Origin of the sequence: Psychrobacter sp. M9-54-1, from assembly GCF_016613355.1 — a bacterium.
GTDB lineage: Bacteria > Pseudomonadota > Gammaproteobacteria > Pseudomonadales > Moraxellaceae > Psychrobacter > Psychrobacter faecalis.
The window spans coordinates 229,377-246,943 of the sequence record NZ_JADGFW010000006.1 but is presented as its reverse complement, the minus strand read 5'-3'; the positions used below and the strand labels follow the sequence as shown (position 1 = coordinate 246,943).

Here is a 17,567-nt window from a genome sequence, read left to right as displayed (position 1 = left end):
ACTATTTTTGTAGTAAAATGCCACAAGGATTAATATTTTGAATATGGAGAAAGTTATGTCCACTGCAAGCATACGTCTTAACAAGGCGCTAGTTGATAAAGCCTATGCGATATCTAAAGCACAACATCGTACCCCGCCAAAGCAAATAGAGCATTGGGCTACCATTGGGCAAATTATGGAAGACAACCCTGATCTGTCTTACGAATTTGTTCGTCATCTTTTGATTGCGCAAGCAGAAGTTGATGCTGGTATGGTTGAACCCTACGAATTTGGATAGTTTACTTTGGATAAACAATGACTCAGTCTTTAAGTGTTATTCAATCGCATAGTTTTAAAAAAGCCGTTAAAAAATTGCACAATAATCAGAAAGCTGATTTAGATGATGCTGTACGTGCCATCATTGACCATCCTGATATAGGTGTGCAAAAGGTAGGTGACTTATCATCAGTACGAATTTATAAGTTTAAAATGCTAAAGCAGTTAACGTTATTGGCTTATCAAATCGATGATGGTCAACTTGTCCTTACCTTGTTAATGTTTGGCCCACATGAAAACTTTTATCGGAATGTTAAATTAATACTTTAATGCTCGTTATAAAGCACTAGGCTCATTATTTTTCATATCCAAAGATTAAAAAACCGATGCCGTATAATTTATACAACATCGGCTCTTTGATTACTCAAAATTCATGCGGATTACGCAATATCTAACGTGCCATCGATAAACTCTTTGGCAAAGCGTTGTAGCATACCGCCAGCGTTATACATTTTCACCTCATCAGCGGTATCTAAACGGCAGATAACGGGTGCTTTATTAACGCTGCCGTCTTTACGGTGAATCACGAGCGTCATCTCACCACGAGCAGATACTTCGCCTTCGATATCGAATATTTCAGTACCATCGATATTTAAGGTATTGCGATTGACCCCTTCTTTAAACTGCAAGGGGAGCGCGCCCATACCGACCAAGTTTTGACGATGGATACGCTCAAAATCTTCTGCAACCACGACTTCAACGCCAGCCAGACGTACACCTTTGGCAGCCCAGTCACGGCTTGAGCCTTGACCATAGCCGTCACCGGCGATGATGATCAGCGGTTGCTCGCGGTTCATATAGGTTTCAATCGCTTCCCACATGCGCATGACCTGACCTTCTGGCTCGACTCGGGCTAATGAGCCTTGGATGACTTCACCTTTCTCGTCACGTACCATCTCATTGAGCAATTTAGGGTTGGCAAAGGTCGCACGCTGGGCAGTTAAATGGTCGCCGCGATGGGTGGCATAAGAGTTATAGTCTTCCGCAGGCAGACCCATGGTATCAAGGTACTCGCCAGCGGCCGAATCGCCCAAAATCGCGTTAGACGGTGATAAATGGTCAGTAGTGATATTGTCACCAAGTACCGCCAGTGGACGCATACCTTTTAGCTTATTCATTGCCGCCATTTTGCCTTCCCAATACGGCGGACGACGGATATAAGTGGTCATCTCGCGCCAGTCATAAAGTGGGCTTAGCGCTTTGCCGGTGTCTTTTTTGGCTTCATCAAACATTGGGATATACACGGCATTAAATTGCTCAGGCTTCACGGCTGCCGCGACGATAGCATCAACTTCATCGTCATCAAACCAGATGTCTTTTAAATACACGTCATTGCCATCCGTGTCTTTACCTAATGAGTCTTTTTCGATATCAAAGCGAATGTTACCGGCGATAGCGTAGGCAATCACTAATGGCGGTGACGCTAAAAACGCTTGCTTAGCATACGGGTGGATACGACCATCAAAGTTACGGTTGCCAGATAGTACCGCGGTGGTAAATAGGTCACGGTCGATGATTTCTTGTTGGATATCAGGATCTAGCGCGCCACTCATACCGTTACAGGTAGTACAAGCAAAGCCAACCACGTCAAAGCCAATCTCTTGTAGCTCTGGCATCAGGCCAGCTTCTTCTAGGTACATTTTGACCGTTTTTGAGCCGGGTGCTAAAGATGATTTCACCCAAGGCTTACGCAATAAGCCTTTTTTATTAGCATTACGCGCAACCAGACCAGCAGCAACCATATTGCGCGGGTTAGACGTATTGGTACAGCTGGTAATCGCGGCGATAATCACGGCGCCATCTGGCATTAAGCCATCTTTTGGTTCAGGTAATTTGTCACCTTCACCGTGAGCAATGCCTTTCGCAACCAAGTCTGTGGTTGAAACGCGCGCATGCGGACGCGAAGGACCTGCCATGTTACGAACGACTTTTGATAAATCAAACTCAAGAACGCGTGGATAAATGGCATTTTCCATACCGTCAGCCCACAGACCGGTTTGCTTAGCATACTGCTCAACCAGTTTGATTTGTTCTTCACTACGGCCCGTTAGACGCAAATAATCGATGGTTTGCTCATCGATATAGAACATCGCGGCGGTTGCGCCATATTCTGGGGTCATGTTTGAGATAGACGCACGATCACCAACGCTTAATTGGCGTGCCCCTTCACCGAAGAATTCGATATAAGTAGAGACTACGCCTGCATCACGCAAGAACTCGGTCATTGCCAATACTAAGTCCGTACCAGTAATGCCTTTTTGCAATTTGCCCGTTAACTTAACACCAACATAATCTGGCAGGCGCATATAAGATGGATTACCTAGCATGACGCTTTCGGCTTCAAGCCCGCCAACACCGATTGAAATCACACCTAAAGCATCAACCATCGGCGTGTGGCTATCGGTACCGACCAAGGTATCGGCAAACGCCACTTGTTCACCGGCTTTGTTTTGTACCACTTGCACCACTGGCGACATTTTTTCTAGGTTGATTTGATGCATGATGCCGTTACCAGGCGGTACGACGTTGACGTTATCAAAGGCATACTGACACCAGTTGATAAAGTGAAAACGGTCATCGTTACGGCGCTCTTCGATGGCGCGGTTTTTCTCAAAAGCGTTTTCTTCAAAGCCTGCATGCTCAACGGCCAATGAATGGTCAACAATCAATTGCGTTGGAACGATTGGATTCACTTTTGATGGGTCACCGCCTTGCTCAGCGATAGCATCACGAAGACCTGCTAAGTCAACAAATGCGGTCTGACCTAAAATATCATGGCAAACGACGCGGGCAGGGTACCACGGAAAATCGAGGTCTTGCTTGCCTTCGATATGTTGCTTAAGCGCTGCGGTTAAGTCCTCTGGTGGGCAGCGGCGTACCAAGTTTTCACACAATACTTTTGAGCAGAACGGTAGTTTGTCATAGGCGCCAGCTTCGATATTTTCAATCGCTTCACGAGCGTCAAAGTAATACAAGTCTGTGCCAGGTAATGGCTTTTTAAATTGTTCATTCATCGGTTGTACGAGGGCATTGTCCATAAGTCACCTTTGGCTGTTGGCTGGTTGCAATGAGGCTAAAAAGGGGTAAATTTTTTTAGTAAAAGCGTCAAAATAAAATCAGACTTTGCTAAAAAAACTTTTAAGCATTAATTTTTTAAACATTGAAGGTAGGGATTTGTAGGGCGTGTCTTCAGCTGTTTTACTAAAAATGAAGATGAAGATGAAGCACACCCTACAAACCTTCTATATCACGAAAAATTAACGCGCACTCATCTCTGGTACTGGACGCAATTCTTCACCGGTATATTCCGCACTTGGGCGAATGATACGGTTATTGGCACGTTGCTCAAACACATGAGCGGCCCAGCCTGTTAGACGCGAGCAAACAAAGATTGGCGTGAACAGTTTGGTTGGAATACCCATAAAGTGATAGGCAGACGCATGGAAGAAATCGGCGTTACAGAAGAGTTTTTTCTCGCGCCACATCACTTCTTCACAGCGTACTGATACTGGGTATAGCACCTCATCACCAACATCGGCGGCTAGCTTCTCAGCCCAACCTTTAATAACGACGTTACGTGGGTCTGATTCGCTATAGATGGCATGACCAAAGCCCATGATTTTGTCTTTACGGGCCAGCATTGCCATCATCTCTTCTTCAGCTTCGTCGGCTGATGTAAAGCCTTCAATCATATCCATCGCCGCTTCATTGGCGCCGCCATGCAAGTGACCACGTAATGAGCCAATCGCGCCAGTGATACAAGAGTGGATATCAGATAGGGTAGACGCACACACGCGTGCGGTAAAGGTTGAGGCGTTAAACTCATGCTCAGCATAAAGAATGAGCGATACGTTCATAACTTTGGTATGCAGCTCGTTTGGTTTTTCACCTTTAAGCAGATGTAAGAAGTGACCGCCAATCGTATCATCATCGGTTTCGGTTTCGATACGCACATTGTCGTGGGTAAAGCGGTACCAGTAATTGATGATTGATGGGAATACCGCCAGCATGCGGTCGGTTTTATCGTTCTGTTGTGAGAAGTCAGTTTCCATCTCAAGGTTACCAAGCATTGAGCAACCGGTACGTAATACATCCATCGGATGGGCGTCCGCAGGAATACGCTCAAGCACATCTTTTAATGCTTGAGGTAAGCCGCGTAAACCTTTCAATTTAGTCTGATAAGCATCAAGCTCACTTTGGGTTGGCAAGTTGCCATAAAGTAGCAAATAAGCCACTTCTTCAAAGACGCATTTATCGGCCAACTCTGACACATCATAACCGCGATAAGTCAGCCCTGAGCCTGATTTACCGACCGTCGATAGTGCTGTCTTGCCAGCGACCTGACCACGTAGACCTGCGCCTGACAATACTTTTGTTGATTGGTTCTGTGCTGCCATGTTAAATTCCTTTTGTTGGTAGCTCTTTTTGAGTTAAAAAATAAAGATGACTAAAAGTGAATAAGCAAAACCAAAGGTAGATGATTTTGCTTATGGTTGACTTAATGCTTATTTACTATTGGCAAACAGCTTATCTAGCGTTTGCTCAAACTCATGATAGTTTAAGAAGTCATAAAGCTCCATACGCGTTTGCATGGTATCGACGACTTTTTCTTGCGTACCATCATCAAGCAGATGCTGATAAACGTTTAATGCCGCTTTGTTCATCGCACGAAACGCTGATAAGGGATACAGTACCATATCAACCCCAACGCCATATAACTGCTCAGTGGTATAAAGGTCGGTTTGACCAAACTCAGTCATATTGGCAAGGACTGGAATATCAAGTACGTCAGTAAACTTACGGTACATCTCGATATCGGTCAGTGCTTCGGCAAAAATCATGTCAGCACCCGCTTCTTGAAAAGCAACGGCACGCTCAACCGCTGCATCAAGCCCTTCAACAGATAGGGCGTCAGTACGCGCCATTACTACAAAGTCAGAGTCAGTTTTGGCATCAAGCGCCGCTTTTAGGCGATCAACCATCTCAGAGATACTCACGATTTCTTTGTTTGGACGATGGCCACAGCGTTTTTGCGCCACTTGGTCTTCGATATGAACGGCTGCAACGCCGGCTTTTTCCATTTTTTTGATGGTTTGAGCGATATTAAAAGCGCCGCCAAAACCAGTATCGATATCAACCAATAGCGGCGTATCCACTGCATCGGTAATACGGCGTGCGTCTTCTAAGACGTTATCAAGGCTGGTCATGCCCAAATCAGGCAGACCAAATGAGGCATTGGCCACGCCCGCACCTGAGAGATATAGCGCTTGATGACCGACTTGGGTCGCCATCATCGCCGTATAAGCGTTGATCGCGCCGACAATTTGTAATGGTTGGTTGTTATCGTTTTTTTGTTTTATTGCACTGCGAAAGCGAGCGCCAGCTGAAGAGGTCATATCGTCGTCCTTACGTGGAGGGTAATCTTATCGTGTGATGAAGGATAAAATTGTTGTGCTTGATTATACCCAATTATCCATGACTGCAAAGCGGTGTTTCGCAAGCTTATATTAAACTTACTTTAAATAGTTATTACTTATATTAAATATATTCAATTATAGAATAGTAATATCCATTTTTTAAACCTTTATCATAATAGTTATTCATATTACTAAAGTCGTCATCTTTACCATATTAATTAATTTACATTTAGTTACAAATAGCTGGATTTTTTGTCAGTCAACTCTTAAAAAAAATAATCACTTAACAATAAAAAGCCCTCATAGCAGGGCTAAAAGGGCTTTTTTTACTTCTATCATAGAATCTTAATGGTAAATATTGCTTAACCAATAAATCCTGCAAGGTTGGCAAGGAACAAAAGTGCAAAACCTGTCAAGAATATCAACCCTGCAATCGATAAGGCATTCATACCCATTGATAGTTTTTTATGGTTTTTAACCAATGAGTAATTAAGCCAACCAAAAATAGGCGCCGAGACAAACGCCGATATCATGGCAAACTTGAGCATCGCCCCTAATTGTCCGGTAAAGAAAGTGATAATCACCAATCCGCCACCAATCGCATAAGTGGTCCAAAAAGCGATTTGTTTTTTATTAATCTCACTTTGACCTTTAATCAAACGCCAGCATTCAGCATTGGCACGCCCATAACCATCAGCGCAGGTAATTGTGGTGCCAAACATGCACATAAAGGCGACGAAGGCGACCAGTAGGCGTGACCATTCACCAATGGTGGCGGTATACATGTTAATCAGCTGATTGATATAAGCGCCGCCGACCAGTTCAATCTCTTGACCCGAGCCATACTGTACGAACACGCCTAACGCTAAGAAAAACAGGGCTAAAATAGCCGACACTGCGTAACCAACGTTAAAGTCTAACAAACCTTGGCGGTGAGTGGTGTTGTCGGTTTTTCTTTTGGCTGACGTCCACATCGAGGTAATCGCCGCAAACTCAAGTGGCGCTGGCATCCAGCCCATCAACGCGACGATAAAACCCAAGGTCGCAAGGTTCCAAGGAGATGCGGCGACAAAATCTGTCACCATAACAGTTGGCTTGCCAGCGGCAATCACCACCGCGGCGACCGTTGCTGTGGTCAGGGCAATCATAATCCACTTGGTCACGCCATCGAGTAGCTTATAGTGACCAGCAATCAAGAAGAACCATGATACTGCTACGATAATCATCGACAAGCTCATGGTTGAGAGCTGCAGAGAGGCGGGCAGCATAAAGCCTAAGATAACCGCTGCTATTAGGGACACCGCACCCGTACTAATCACCGCTGATAGGATGGAGAGAATAAAGTAAATCCAAAGATAGGCCTTTGAGCGTTTGGCATAGCCTGCGATCAAACTCTCGCCCGTATCATAAACATAATCGGTGCCGAAGCGAAAAAACGGATATTTAAAGACGTTGGCTAAAATAATCATAATCGCCAGCTGCCAGCCATATAGCGCGCCCGCCTGCGTCGATGAAATCAGATGCGAACCACCGATAGCAGCAGTCGCCATTAATATACCGGGGCCAAAAATCCGCCAGCTAAATCCTTCTTGCTGGGGAACAGCGTGCCCAGTTGCGCCATCGTCGGTGGCGCTTGGAGTGTTGAGTGGTTGTGTGGTCATGAATACCTCGAAATGGTTAAAACGGCAAAACATCACTTACCTGTGTCAGTTTGCCAGTGATCATGAGAGAAACGGTTTATACAATATATATAGCAGTTAAACTATAAATATAAAACGATTCATCTTGTATCGACTTTAGCATACTGCTGCTGAGCAAGATAAGGATTATTTTAATTATTATTACTAATAGTTTGCATGCCTATTCTTGATGGTTAGCATAATAATTTATGGATATCAAGGGTTAGCGCCAAGTTTTTTGCCGGTTCTTTATACCACAATATGCTGCCGATAGCTGCCATTTCGCACGATTTAAAACGCTTCGACGTACTTTAATACTCTTTACCCTTGCGAGGTAAAACTTTGCTTGCGATAAGTGATACCGCGGCGCTCATAGACTTGATAAATCGCGCTAAGTAAGTCGGGGATTTTTGGATGGACAAAGTCTTTAAGGGTATGCAGGTAGATAGGAGAGGTGGCATTTTCATGCAATAGGCGACGATAGACGATTTGCTCGGTACGCACCGTTTTTAGGCTGGCGGGTACCAAGGTAATACCTTCTCCCGCGGCTACCAAACCGAGCGCCACTTGTAAATCACTGACGGTGGTGGTCATAAATGGCGAGATACCATATTGGGCAAATAGATACAGCAAAGGCTCAGTGACTGGCTCAAAAGAAGGCTGATCGTTAGAAGGCTTAATAGGTATCGCGGTCGTCGAAATAGGTAGATGGGTTTGATGGTATAAAATCAAGCGGTTATTTGCCAAGTCAATCAGACGCTGCTCATCGCTATCGGCAAGCGGATGCGCTTTAGGTAGCGCCACCAGATAACGCTCATGACGCAATAGTATTTGCTGAATCCACGGATCTTGATGCGCAAAACGCCCAAAGCCAATATCAATCTCACCGCTTTTTAGGGCGTCAATTTGCTGATAGGAGCTGATGTCCTTGAGATTGACCTCGATATCCGGATTAGATTGCTTAAGCTTAGCGATAACCTCGGGTAATAGCCCGTACAGCACCGACGGCACAAAGCCAATATTTAAAGCCGCACTTGGTGCAGATAGGCGCTGGGTCATACTGGTGACGGTATCAATCTCTGTCAGGATGGCGCTGATTTTATCGTAAAAAAATGCACCCGCTTCGGTCAAGTGCAGCGGTCTATGATAGCGGTCGATTAATTCTACCCCCATATCGGTTTCAAGCTGCTTGAGCAACCGGCTGAGCGTCGGCTGTGACAATCCCGTCTTGCTAGCAGCTGCGCTAAAGCTTTTGAGATCAGCGATAGCGATAAAGGCATTGAGCTGTTTTAAATCCATATGATGATGCTGACCTGTTTATGATGCTTATTTAATCAGAGAGTGTCGCTATTTTATACAAATAGCAATGACCTAGCTAAAATTATACTTGAAGGATAGGAGGCGACCCACTATATTGTGTGGCAACGATAGTGTTACAATTTAGCAAACAATTGATGTAAATTAGTTATATAGATAAAACGGTTAAAAAAATATTTTTACCCTAATTTTAGCAATCATCTAATTTTTGTGGCATTCACTGTTCTGGTATCTCTTCATGAGCGACAAAAAAAGCAAGAAAAGCATTGATCTAGAGGCAAATTTGGCTAAAATCGCTAATGCTAAGCCGCGCCGACGCTCGCGTAAAAACGATATCTATGAGCGTTTTATTACGCGTGTCGAAAATGTGGACAGCAATGATAACGAAGATGGCGGCGCACAAGCTAATGGCATTAGTGGCAACGGTAGGCTCGCACCGCTAAAAAACGCTGATAAACTGTCCTCATACGAGCCTTTGAGTGCCGCGGAGCTCGAATTGTTTGCCAGTCAGCAAGAGGATTTTCAACAAGAGAGCAGCCTACAGCGAACGAGCAGCAAAAGTACAGGCGTTCATTTGAATTTCTTTGATGAAGATGAGCGTCTAGAGGTAAGTGGTACAGCAAGCAATGAAGCTGACCTACCTCATGATGCTATGGTAAAAGAAAAAGCCTCCTTTTCCAGTACAGACTCTTTAGATGATGCCAAGCACATTTCTGAAAGCTCTGATGAAAGTATTGATAACGACCATTTGGTGGTACAAAACCCAACCGCATTTATTCTCTCAAAAAATAAAAAGCTGGCAAGTAGCAAAAAACCGCTCATTATCGGCATGATAGTGGGCTCATTATTAATTGCTGCGGTGGTATTGGCGCTTATTTTTACGGGTATCTTATCAACGTCAACCACAGCGCCTGCACCTGTATCTAAGGTGGTGGCATCTGATAACGCTGGCACGTCGAACGGTAGCAATAACAGCGAGAGTAATACCATAAATACAGCAAACAATAGTGCCTATAGCAGCAATCAGTCGACGGTAGATACCCAGCCCAATATAGCAAACACTGACGTCAAAGGGGCTAATAATAAACAAGCCGCTGCTATCAATGTTTCAGAAGATGAATCGACGCCTGAGCCTGTGATCACATACGAGGACTTTAGACAAGAGTCGCAAAGTACCTTGTATCGTGAGACTAATGACTAAGCTGAGATAAAAGGGGGTTTGATCAACAAGTTTGTGTTTTGATACCGTTTATCTGTTAATTCTTACGCTCATCCTAAAAATCATTGCACAATCTTCACCGTATTTGCCGCAAAAAACGCTAACCATAGACGGCGGCCTTCATCATTAAAGCCCCGTACCGTATCAAAACACTGTTGCCGTGCCGTCTCATCTACTAAAGGCGCAGGTAATAATGGGTCAAATATCACACTGCGGATAGCGGCATCGCCAAGCATAAATACCTCGCGCAAAGCCGTATCCGCGCTCAAATTATCCTTATTGGCTAACCATTCATTCAATTGAGCAGACATTTCTTTATAGTGTGTTACCAATTGCATATCTGACCACAGCGCCAAAGCCTTTTCTTGTCTTAACGCATCAAAATCACCAGCCTTAAAGATGATGGCTTCTTCGTCTAATCCCAAATTTAATAGACGTTTGCGCACGCCATTTATACCGCCGTGTAGATTATTTGGGCGTATATATAGTCCTTTATCCAGCTGGCGAAATCCTAATAAGGATAAAGCGCGGTCACGAGCGCGGAGTATTTTGCGATCGCTGCGCGGCAAACCACCTGTTGCTACTGCTATCCACGAACCGTCTGATTTCATAGTTTTTGTATTGGACGTATGCCATGAAGCCACATCATCGCCTAGTTTTTGTGCTTTAGGGCCTAATCGATAAGTCGCAGGTGCGATTGCCTCAGCAAGCTCTGATTGGACTAAGCGTGCCATAGTGACACGAATGCTGTTTTCTGTGATACCAAATACCGTGCCTGCCAAAATAGCTTCACTAATATTAAGAGTATGGTTATCCGCTACCGTCAACAAGCGCATAATGAGCAGACGGGGACTAGGGTTATTCATATTACATTCCTTGACGAAATAAACAGTATGATGTAATACTAAGCGTTTTAAAATAGTATATATAAGCCAAAATCAAGGAAGATAGCAGTTATGGCAGCGACAAATCAATTTAATACGCATGAAGTCAATAATCAACCTTTTACGCTTGCGAACTATAACGCTTGGCTCACGGATATAGCTCTGATGGAAGCGGTCGCGCGCGAAGGAGCAGGGTGGGCGAAAGATCATTTAATCGAGTTTGGCGCTCTTACTGGCGGTGATATGATGGCTAGTGGATTTTTAGCCAATGAAAACCCACCTAAATTAAGGGCGTTTGATAGTTATGGTCGCCGCTTAGATGAAGTTGAGTTTCATCCAGCCTATCATGAGCTTATGACGGCTGGCGTGAAGTACGGGATGAATAACTTTGCCTGGCGCAATGAAAACCGCGAAAGCGCCCATGTAGCCCGCGCTGCTGTAATGTATCTAGGCTCGCAGCCTGAGGCAGGTTTTGGTTGCCCGATGTCGATGAGCTATGCTGCCATTCCTGCCTTACGCCATACGCCACAAATTGCAGAGAAATGGCTACCCAAACTATTATCGCAACAATACGATCCACGTAGCTTGCCGATGGAACAAAAACTCGGTTGTACCATGGGTATGGGCATGACTGAGAAGCAAGGTGGCTCCGATTTACGTCGCAATACCACGCGAGCAACACGCCAAGAAGACGGTACTTATGAAATTATCGGTCATAAGTGGTTTTTCTCAGCGCCAATGTGTGATGCGCATTTGGTGTTAGCGCAGTCTGAAAACGGTCTAAGTTGCTTCTTAGTGCCGCGTTTTCGTCCTGATGGTACAAAAAACGCCGTTCGTATTCAGCGTCTTAAAGATAAGCTTGGCGACTGGGCAAATGCTTCATCAGAAGTCGAATTTCATGGCGCTTTTGGTGAATTGGTCGGCGTCGAAGGTCGCGGCATTGCCACCATTATTGAAATGGTGGCGCTGACTCGTTTGGACTGCATGATTGGTTCTGCTGCCCAAATGCGTCAAGCGATTGTACAAGCCATTCATCACACCAGTCAGCGTGAAGCCTTTGGTAAGTTACTGATTGACCAGCCGATTATGCGCAATGTGATTGCTGACTTGGCGCTAGAGTCGGAGGCGGCATTGGCGCTGACGATGCGCATCGCGCGCGCGGTAGGCATGATAGAAAGCGACCCGCATGAGGCCGCCCTTGCACGCATTGCTACTGCGATTGGCAAGTACTGGATATGCAAACGCACGCCCGTGCTTATTAATGAAGCGCAAGAGTGCCTAGGTGGTAATGGTTACGTTGAAGAAAATATCATGCCACGTCTCTACCGCCAAGCGCCCTTAAACTCTATTTGGGAGGGTAGTGGTAATGTGCAATGTCTAGATGTGCTGCGCGCCTTAAATAAAGAGCCCGAAACCCGTGATGTTCTATTCGCCGAGCTACAAAAAGCCGCTGGCAAAAACCAGCATTTTGATACCGAGCTTAGCCTGTTAGCAGGACGCTTTGATGACATTGAGACCTTAGAGTTTCGCAGTCGCTATGTGATTGAGCGCTTAGCATTAATGCTGCAAGCGTCAATTTTATTATCAAGCGACAATACGAAAATTGCAGAGGCATTTTGTCGTTCACGGCTTACAGGCGAGCATGGACTTGCCTTTGGCACATTGAGTCCTGATGCGCCAGTTGATCTGCTGATAAAGCGCGCTGCTGGCGCAACCGAAGTGTTGCAAAATATGCAGCAAAATTTAGGAAAGCCTTTAACAACAAGTGAAGTTGATAGCGGCACTGTTATCGGCTAGAGCCAATAATGGTTGAGAAAGATAAGATAGTTTGGAGTCAAGAGAGCTTCTATAATTTAAGCCGCTGATACCACACAATGCTATTTATTATATGGTATCAGCGGCTTTTTAAATTCTTATCCTTTAATAAAAAGCCCTTTAATGAAAAGCCATAGCTAGCAAGACTCCCAGAGTGCTTATTTAACATAATATACATTATGCGAAAACAAACCAACGGTCTTAAGAGTTATGTACACAACATTTTTATCTAACTTCATCTGTCATAATTGTCGTTCGTTTCCAGCCAAACTTAAATATCTACAATATTCATCTTCGCATTTAATATTAATACCAGCACCGACTTTAAAATTCATTTAAAACCTCAGCGCCAGCTAACGACAATGCTCTAGCAAATACTCGCGTAAAGATTTTCCATCCTTATCTAGGATGACATCCGTCACTTGGCAAGCCACGTCATGACCAACGCTTTTACATGACAGTTCATAATACACATCATCGCCTTGTGCCAAACTGACTTGCACCAATCCTTGCTCGGTCACTGCAAATTGCTTATCTTGCTCATAATCAGGATCTTGCGAACTCCATAAAACATCATAACCGATATGACAAGACATTTGCTCTCTATCAAAATAATCCCGCTCAAGCTCCATGGCTGCTTTTAGCTCTTGGCTGCCATATTGGTGCAAAACCACTGGATAATCCTGACCCTGATTATCGATATCTTGTTGGTACATATCTGCGATGGTCGTGACTTTCATGGCAAACGTCGTCTGCAAGGCTTCTGTTAGATTGGCGGTCGCAGACATGGCAAAAAACCCTATGATTAACATCATGATAGAAAATATTGTTTTCTGCATGGCGCTCTCCATCGGCTACAATATACTATGTATTATATTCATAAAAAGAAATATAAACCATCGTTTTACGCTATTATTATGTCAATTAAGCTTTTAAACCAAAACCCCGTTTACACAGCAACATTATCAACTTTAGGCAGTTATGAGTACTATTGATAAATAATCGCTACTGATAAGCGAACACCGATGTAAACCAGTAATAACCTAGGTTTCAAGCTATTCTAATTTTAATAAGCTACGATAAGGATATTTTTATGAAGGCATCATCTCGTTTTAATATTTTTCAGTCAGGTTTGTATAAATTAACCACTGCTGCGTGCTTTGCTTCCATACTTTTCGCGACTGGCTGCTCATCTTCCGCTGAGTCTAGCGTCAAAATACCCAGCCAACAAAATGGCAACACCTCAGCACCCGTTGTCTCCGATATGAGCCAGCAAACGCTTAAGCAGCAAGCTTTACGTATCCAGCGAGCCCTAGCGAACAACGACTTTGCGCGCATTACCAACGACATTCATCCGACGCGCGGCGTGCGTTTTTCCATGTATGCCTATGTGCGCCCTGAGACTGATAAAGTCTTTAGCCGCGAGCAGTTTGCGCAGTACTTACAACAATCTAAAATCCGCTTTACTTGGGGTGAACGTGATGGGTCTGGTGAGCCGTTAGTGATTCCGCTCCCAGAATACTTGGAAACGTGGGTCGATGGCGATACCTATAACAATGCCAGTATCAGCGTTAACGAGTTTAAGCACAGCGGCAATATGATTAATAATTTAAAAGAAATTTATCCCAATTCTGAGTTTGTTGAGTTTTACCATAAAGGCTCAGAGCAATACTCTGGTATGGATTGGCGTATCCTACGCTTAGTGTTTGATGAGTACCAAGGCAAGCGCTATTTGGTCGCTATCGTCAATGAACAATGGACGGTTTAAATAATTTTTAGATACAAAAACAAGCGCTTACAGTCATAAAAGCCAACAATAATGGGCAGTGCTATTAAGTCAATACACTGCCCTTTTTATTTGCTTTTATTGCTATATATTCACTTTTGATTAGAGCGGCGTTTGGCGAAAAAACTTCACCATTATGTCGTAAATATCAGGATAAGCATCAATCAGCTTTTGCGGCGTTTCAAAAAACACCTCACTGAGTACCGCAAAAAACTCCGCAGGATTGGTCGCGCCATAACGGTCGAGACCTGATTTGTGATGGCTTTGAAAATCTTCAAAATCGCGGCTCATAATTTCAGTCCAGCGCGCAGGATCCATATCCGGTTGCAGCGGCGGAAAGCCATTAGCGCGACCATTTAGCATATCAAGTTTATGTACAAACTCATGAATGACAACATTGTGACCATCGCGCTCGCCTGAGTGTTTGGCATCCTTCCATGACAGAATAACAGGACCACGCAGCCATGCTTCGCCGCTACGGTGCTGACTGCCCTCATGGACAACCCCCAACTCATCCACGGTGGTGGTTTCGCTTTTGTAAGAACCCGGATAAATAATAATGGCCGACCAGCCAGCGTACCACTCAAGGCTTAGGTTTAAAATAGGCAGGCAAGCTTGTAAGGCGATAGATTGCCTAACCGCATCGGTAATCTCTAAACCCTGCGCGCCAGTAATCGACTTATCCGCCAAAAACAACGTCGCCAGCTCAAATAAGCGTGTTAGCTCATCCTCGTTTAGCCTCTCAAGTATCACAATACGCTTGGCCGCTTGCAGCCAGTCAGCATGGGTAAACTCGCTGTTGTCCAATATGCGCTGCTCGCGCCAGTCTTTTATCATGCTAAACATATTGAATTTCCTTTAATTTCGTCTTTAGGCTGTGCTTTTTATTATTAGCGTTATGTGTTTTTAAGGGGTTAAATCGTGCTGACAATAAACCTGTTTATCAAGATTCTAACGACAACATATTCATAATCAATTTAATCAAGGTTTCTTTTTGGTTAGGGTCAGACTCGGCAACCAACAAGGTTAAAGCAGCAAGCCCCGTGTTATTAATAACCATATCACCTTTATCATTGAGCAGTCGATTATTCCGATGCAGAAAATCTACAAACAAAAAAGCGCCGCTGCGTTTATTGCCATCGGTAAAGGGATGATTTTTGACCATAAAGTACAGCAGATGCGCCGCTTTACTCTCGATGGTCGGGTATGCAGGCGCGCCAAACACCGTTTGCTCTAAAGTACCTAGCACGCTGTCCAAACCATCACCGCGAGGCTTGGCAAATAGCTCAGTCGCCTCACCTCTATCTATCAGCTGCGCTTTCAAATCCGTCAGCGCTGCCATTGCCTCAGTCGGACTGGGCAAGATACCGCCATCCTCCCCTGCAGGATCGTCAAGCAAGCCTTCATCATAGCGCTGTAGCCACAAGAATGTCTGCGTATAACGACTGATAATCTCAACCAAGCCGCGGCCTTCATCGGTTTTAAGCTCGGGACTTTGCGCGGTTTTTCGAATTAAATTCAATGCTTGTTGTAGCTCGCTTGAGTTTTTATCAAAGCGCGCTTGATTGAGCGTGTAGCCTTGAACCAAGTATTCACGTAGGCGCTGGGTTGCCCAGCGTCTAAACTGCACACCTTGGGGAGATTTGATGCGATAACCCACTGAGATAACCACATCTAAGTCATAAAACGTCACAGGGCGATCAGAATTTGCAATATGCATTTTTTGCATATTGCTTTTTTCAGCGATCTCTTCATCGTTTATAGCATTGGCAATATGACGTGAGATCACTGATTGGTCACGACCAAACAGCTCAGACATTTGTGCTTGCGTAAGCCAGACAGTCTCTTGCTCGAAGCGAACGTCTACTTGCGCCTCTCCATCAGCGCTTTCATATATCTCTACTTTTGCCACGTCATCATTCATAACGTTAATCATCTCAGCTCTCCCCCAATCCTAAACCCAATATAAATGCCTGCGCTGTGGTTATTATTCTTAACAAGCAAATCATACAGCGACTGCGTGACAGAGTACATAACAATGACTATTCTGTGCCTGTGCCTGTGCCTGTGCTTGGAGTATCTCGCGGCGTATAGCCGAAATGCTGCTTATAAATGCGTGAAAAGTAACCTTGGTCGCTATAACCGACTCTATGCGCCACTTCATCGATGGTTACGTAGCTTTTGGTTTTTAAAATATGATTGGCTTGCTTTAAGCGCAGTTCTTTTACCCATTCCGAAAAACTATAGGGCAACTCAGCAAATAGCTTATGCAAGTATCTGACCGATATATGACAAGCAGCAGCGACCATCGCTGGGGTTAAAGTAGAGCTTTCTAGGTGCAGATGGACGTAATGCTCGATGCGCTTTAGGTGTACCGACTGTATGGACGAGCTGCTACTCATCACCACCTCTTTCGGGGCGCTCAATGCCAATATAATAAGGTTAAGCAGCTGCTGCTCTAGGATTTTAATCTCTAAAGCCGCCAATCTATGTTGTTGAATCAGCTCTAATATCTGTCTGATTTGAAAAACCAGCAACCTGCCAGCCCCTTCATCAATAGACAGGCTACGGGCAAACTGCCGCTCTATGGTGCCCATTTGCGGGCTTAATAGCGCTAAAGGCACCTTAATCACATATAACGATACTTCTTGCAGGTGATAAAACTCATAAGGTAAGTTTGATAATTCAATAAAAAACTGACCCGGGTTTGAGGTTAATTGGCGGTTTTTTTGCGCAAAACGGACGCTACCGGTCACAGGAAAGGTGATTAAAATACTGTCGTCGCTACGGTTATTACTATTGCCGTGACTAGACTGATTGCTTGCTAAGCTGCGCTTATAATGGACGGTATTGGCATGATAATGCGATACCCCAATATCCAAAAGCTTGGCGTGTTGCAAGTAACCAGAAAACTGACTTGGCTGGCGAAAGCTGACATTGAGATCAAAATAGGTGTCATTGATGGTGCGCTTCCAATCAAACGCGTCTAATGTTTGTGCCGTGCTTATAGGAGGCGTTGAAGGTAACCATAAGGAAGGGGTTAATTTTGCATTCATCCTTGAATACTCTGTGTGTAAAAATAGCTATCACAAAATTGATAGGCATTTAGGTATCATGCCAGCTAATAAAATGTCG

The 17,567-nt window shown here is 44.4% G+C and carries 15 protein-coding genes; 5 read left to right on the top strand and 10 right to left on the bottom strand.

What is annotated here, in order from left to right; all coding sequences use genetic code 11:
* Positions 1-55 precede the first annotated feature (55 nt).
* Positions 56-277: a TA system antitoxin ParD family protein gene (locus IQ457_RS04450; RefSeq protein ID WP_200662231.1), complete on the top strand. Its 222-nt coding sequence runs from the start codon at positions 56-58 to the stop codon at positions 275-277.
* 17 nt (positions 278-294) lie between these two features.
* Positions 295-585, top strand: a complete 291-nt coding sequence (locus IQ457_RS04445) for a type II toxin-antitoxin system RelE/ParE family toxin (RefSeq protein WP_200662230.1) — start codon at positions 295-297, stop codon at positions 583-585.
* A 110-nt stretch (positions 586-695) separates the two neighbouring features.
* On the opposite strand, the gene acnD is transcribed toward IQ457_RS04445, so the two are convergent.
* From acnD to IQ457_RS04420, 5 genes are all read right to left on the bottom strand, one after another.
* Entirely contained in the window at positions 696-3,329 is a 2,634-nt protein-coding gene (acnD, locus tag IQ457_RS04440) for a Fe/S-dependent 2-methylisocitrate dehydratase AcnD (RefSeq protein WP_200662283.1), read from the bottom strand.
* Between the two features lie 243 nt (positions 3,330-3,572).
* On the bottom strand, positions 3,573-4,712 hold the full coding sequence (gene prpC, locus IQ457_RS04435) for a bifunctional 2-methylcitrate synthase/citrate synthase (RefSeq protein WP_198328868.1): 1,140 nt from the start codon (positions 4,710-4,712) through the stop codon (positions 3,573-3,575).
* 108 nt (positions 4,713-4,820) lie between these two features.
* On the bottom strand, positions 4,821-5,711 hold the full coding sequence (gene prpB, locus IQ457_RS04430; RefSeq protein ID WP_068404723.1) for a methylisocitrate lyase: 891 nt from the start codon (positions 5,709-5,711) through the stop codon (positions 4,821-4,823).
* A gap of 383 nt (positions 5,712-6,094) precedes the next feature.
* A complete protein-coding gene (locus tag IQ457_RS04425) occupies positions 6,095-7,393 on the bottom strand; it encodes an NRAMP family divalent metal transporter (RefSeq protein WP_200662229.1) in 1,299 nt (432 codons plus the stop codon).
* A gap of 339 nt (positions 7,394-7,732) precedes the next feature.
* Positions 7,733-8,710 carry a LysR family transcriptional regulator gene (locus IQ457_RS04420; RefSeq protein WP_200662228.1) on the bottom strand — a complete coding sequence of 326 codons (978 nt, stop codon included), beginning with the start codon at positions 8,708-8,710 and terminating at the stop codon, positions 7,733-7,735.
* Positions 8,711-8,966: 256 nt separating this feature from the next.
* On the opposite strand from IQ457_RS04420, the gene IQ457_RS04415 reads away from it, so the two are divergent.
* Positions 8,967-9,929 (top strand): hypothetical protein, encoded by a 963-nt coding sequence (locus IQ457_RS04415; RefSeq protein ID WP_200662227.1) that lies wholly within the window; start codon positions 8,967-8,969, stop codon positions 9,927-9,929.
* A gap of 80 nt (positions 9,930-10,009) precedes the next feature.
* Here IQ457_RS04415 and IQ457_RS04410 read toward each other — a convergent pair whose 3' ends face one another.
* A complete protein-coding gene (locus tag IQ457_RS04410) occupies positions 10,010-10,813 on the bottom strand; it encodes a PaaX family transcriptional regulator C-terminal domain-containing protein (protein ID WP_200662226.1) in 804 nt (267 codons plus the stop codon).
* 90 nt (positions 10,814-10,903) lie between these two features.
* Between IQ457_RS04410 and IQ457_RS04405 the strand changes: the two genes are divergently transcribed.
* Entirely contained in the window at positions 10,904-12,628 is a 1,725-nt protein-coding gene (locus IQ457_RS04405) for an isovaleryl-CoA dehydrogenase (RefSeq protein WP_200662225.1), read from the top strand.
* Between the two features lie 371 nt (positions 12,629-12,999).
* On the opposite strand, the gene IQ457_RS04400 is transcribed toward IQ457_RS04405, so the two are convergent.
* Positions 13,000-13,485 (bottom strand): hypothetical protein, encoded by a 486-nt coding sequence (locus IQ457_RS04400; RefSeq protein WP_144296160.1) that lies wholly within the window; start codon positions 13,483-13,485, stop codon positions 13,000-13,002.
* 254 nt (positions 13,486-13,739) lie between these two features.
* On the opposite strand from IQ457_RS04400, the gene IQ457_RS04395 reads away from it, so the two are divergent.
* A complete protein-coding gene (locus tag IQ457_RS04395) occupies positions 13,740-14,414 on the top strand; it encodes a hypothetical protein (protein ID WP_200662224.1) in 675 nt (224 codons plus the stop codon).
* A gap of 120 nt (positions 14,415-14,534) precedes the next feature.
* Here IQ457_RS04395 and IQ457_RS04390 read toward each other — a convergent pair whose 3' ends face one another.
* The 3 genes from IQ457_RS04390 to IQ457_RS04380 all read right to left on the bottom strand — a co-directional run bounded on the left by IQ457_RS04390 (position 14,535) and on the right by IQ457_RS04380 (position 17,488).
* Positions 14,535-15,278: a M90 family metallopeptidase gene (locus tag IQ457_RS04390; RefSeq protein ID WP_200662223.1), complete on the bottom strand. Its 744-nt coding sequence runs from the start codon at positions 15,276-15,278 to the stop codon at positions 14,535-14,537.
* A 97-nt stretch (positions 15,279-15,375) separates the two neighbouring features.
* A complete protein-coding gene (rhuM, locus tag IQ457_RS04385; RefSeq protein ID WP_200662222.1) occupies positions 15,376-16,368 on the bottom strand; it encodes a RhuM family protein in 993 nt (330 codons plus the stop codon).
* Positions 16,369-16,474: 106 nt separating this feature from the next.
* A complete protein-coding gene (locus IQ457_RS04380) occupies positions 16,475-17,488 on the bottom strand; it encodes a helix-turn-helix transcriptional regulator (protein ID WP_200662221.1) in 1,014 nt (337 codons plus the stop codon).
* Positions 17,489-17,567 lie beyond the last annotated feature (79 nt).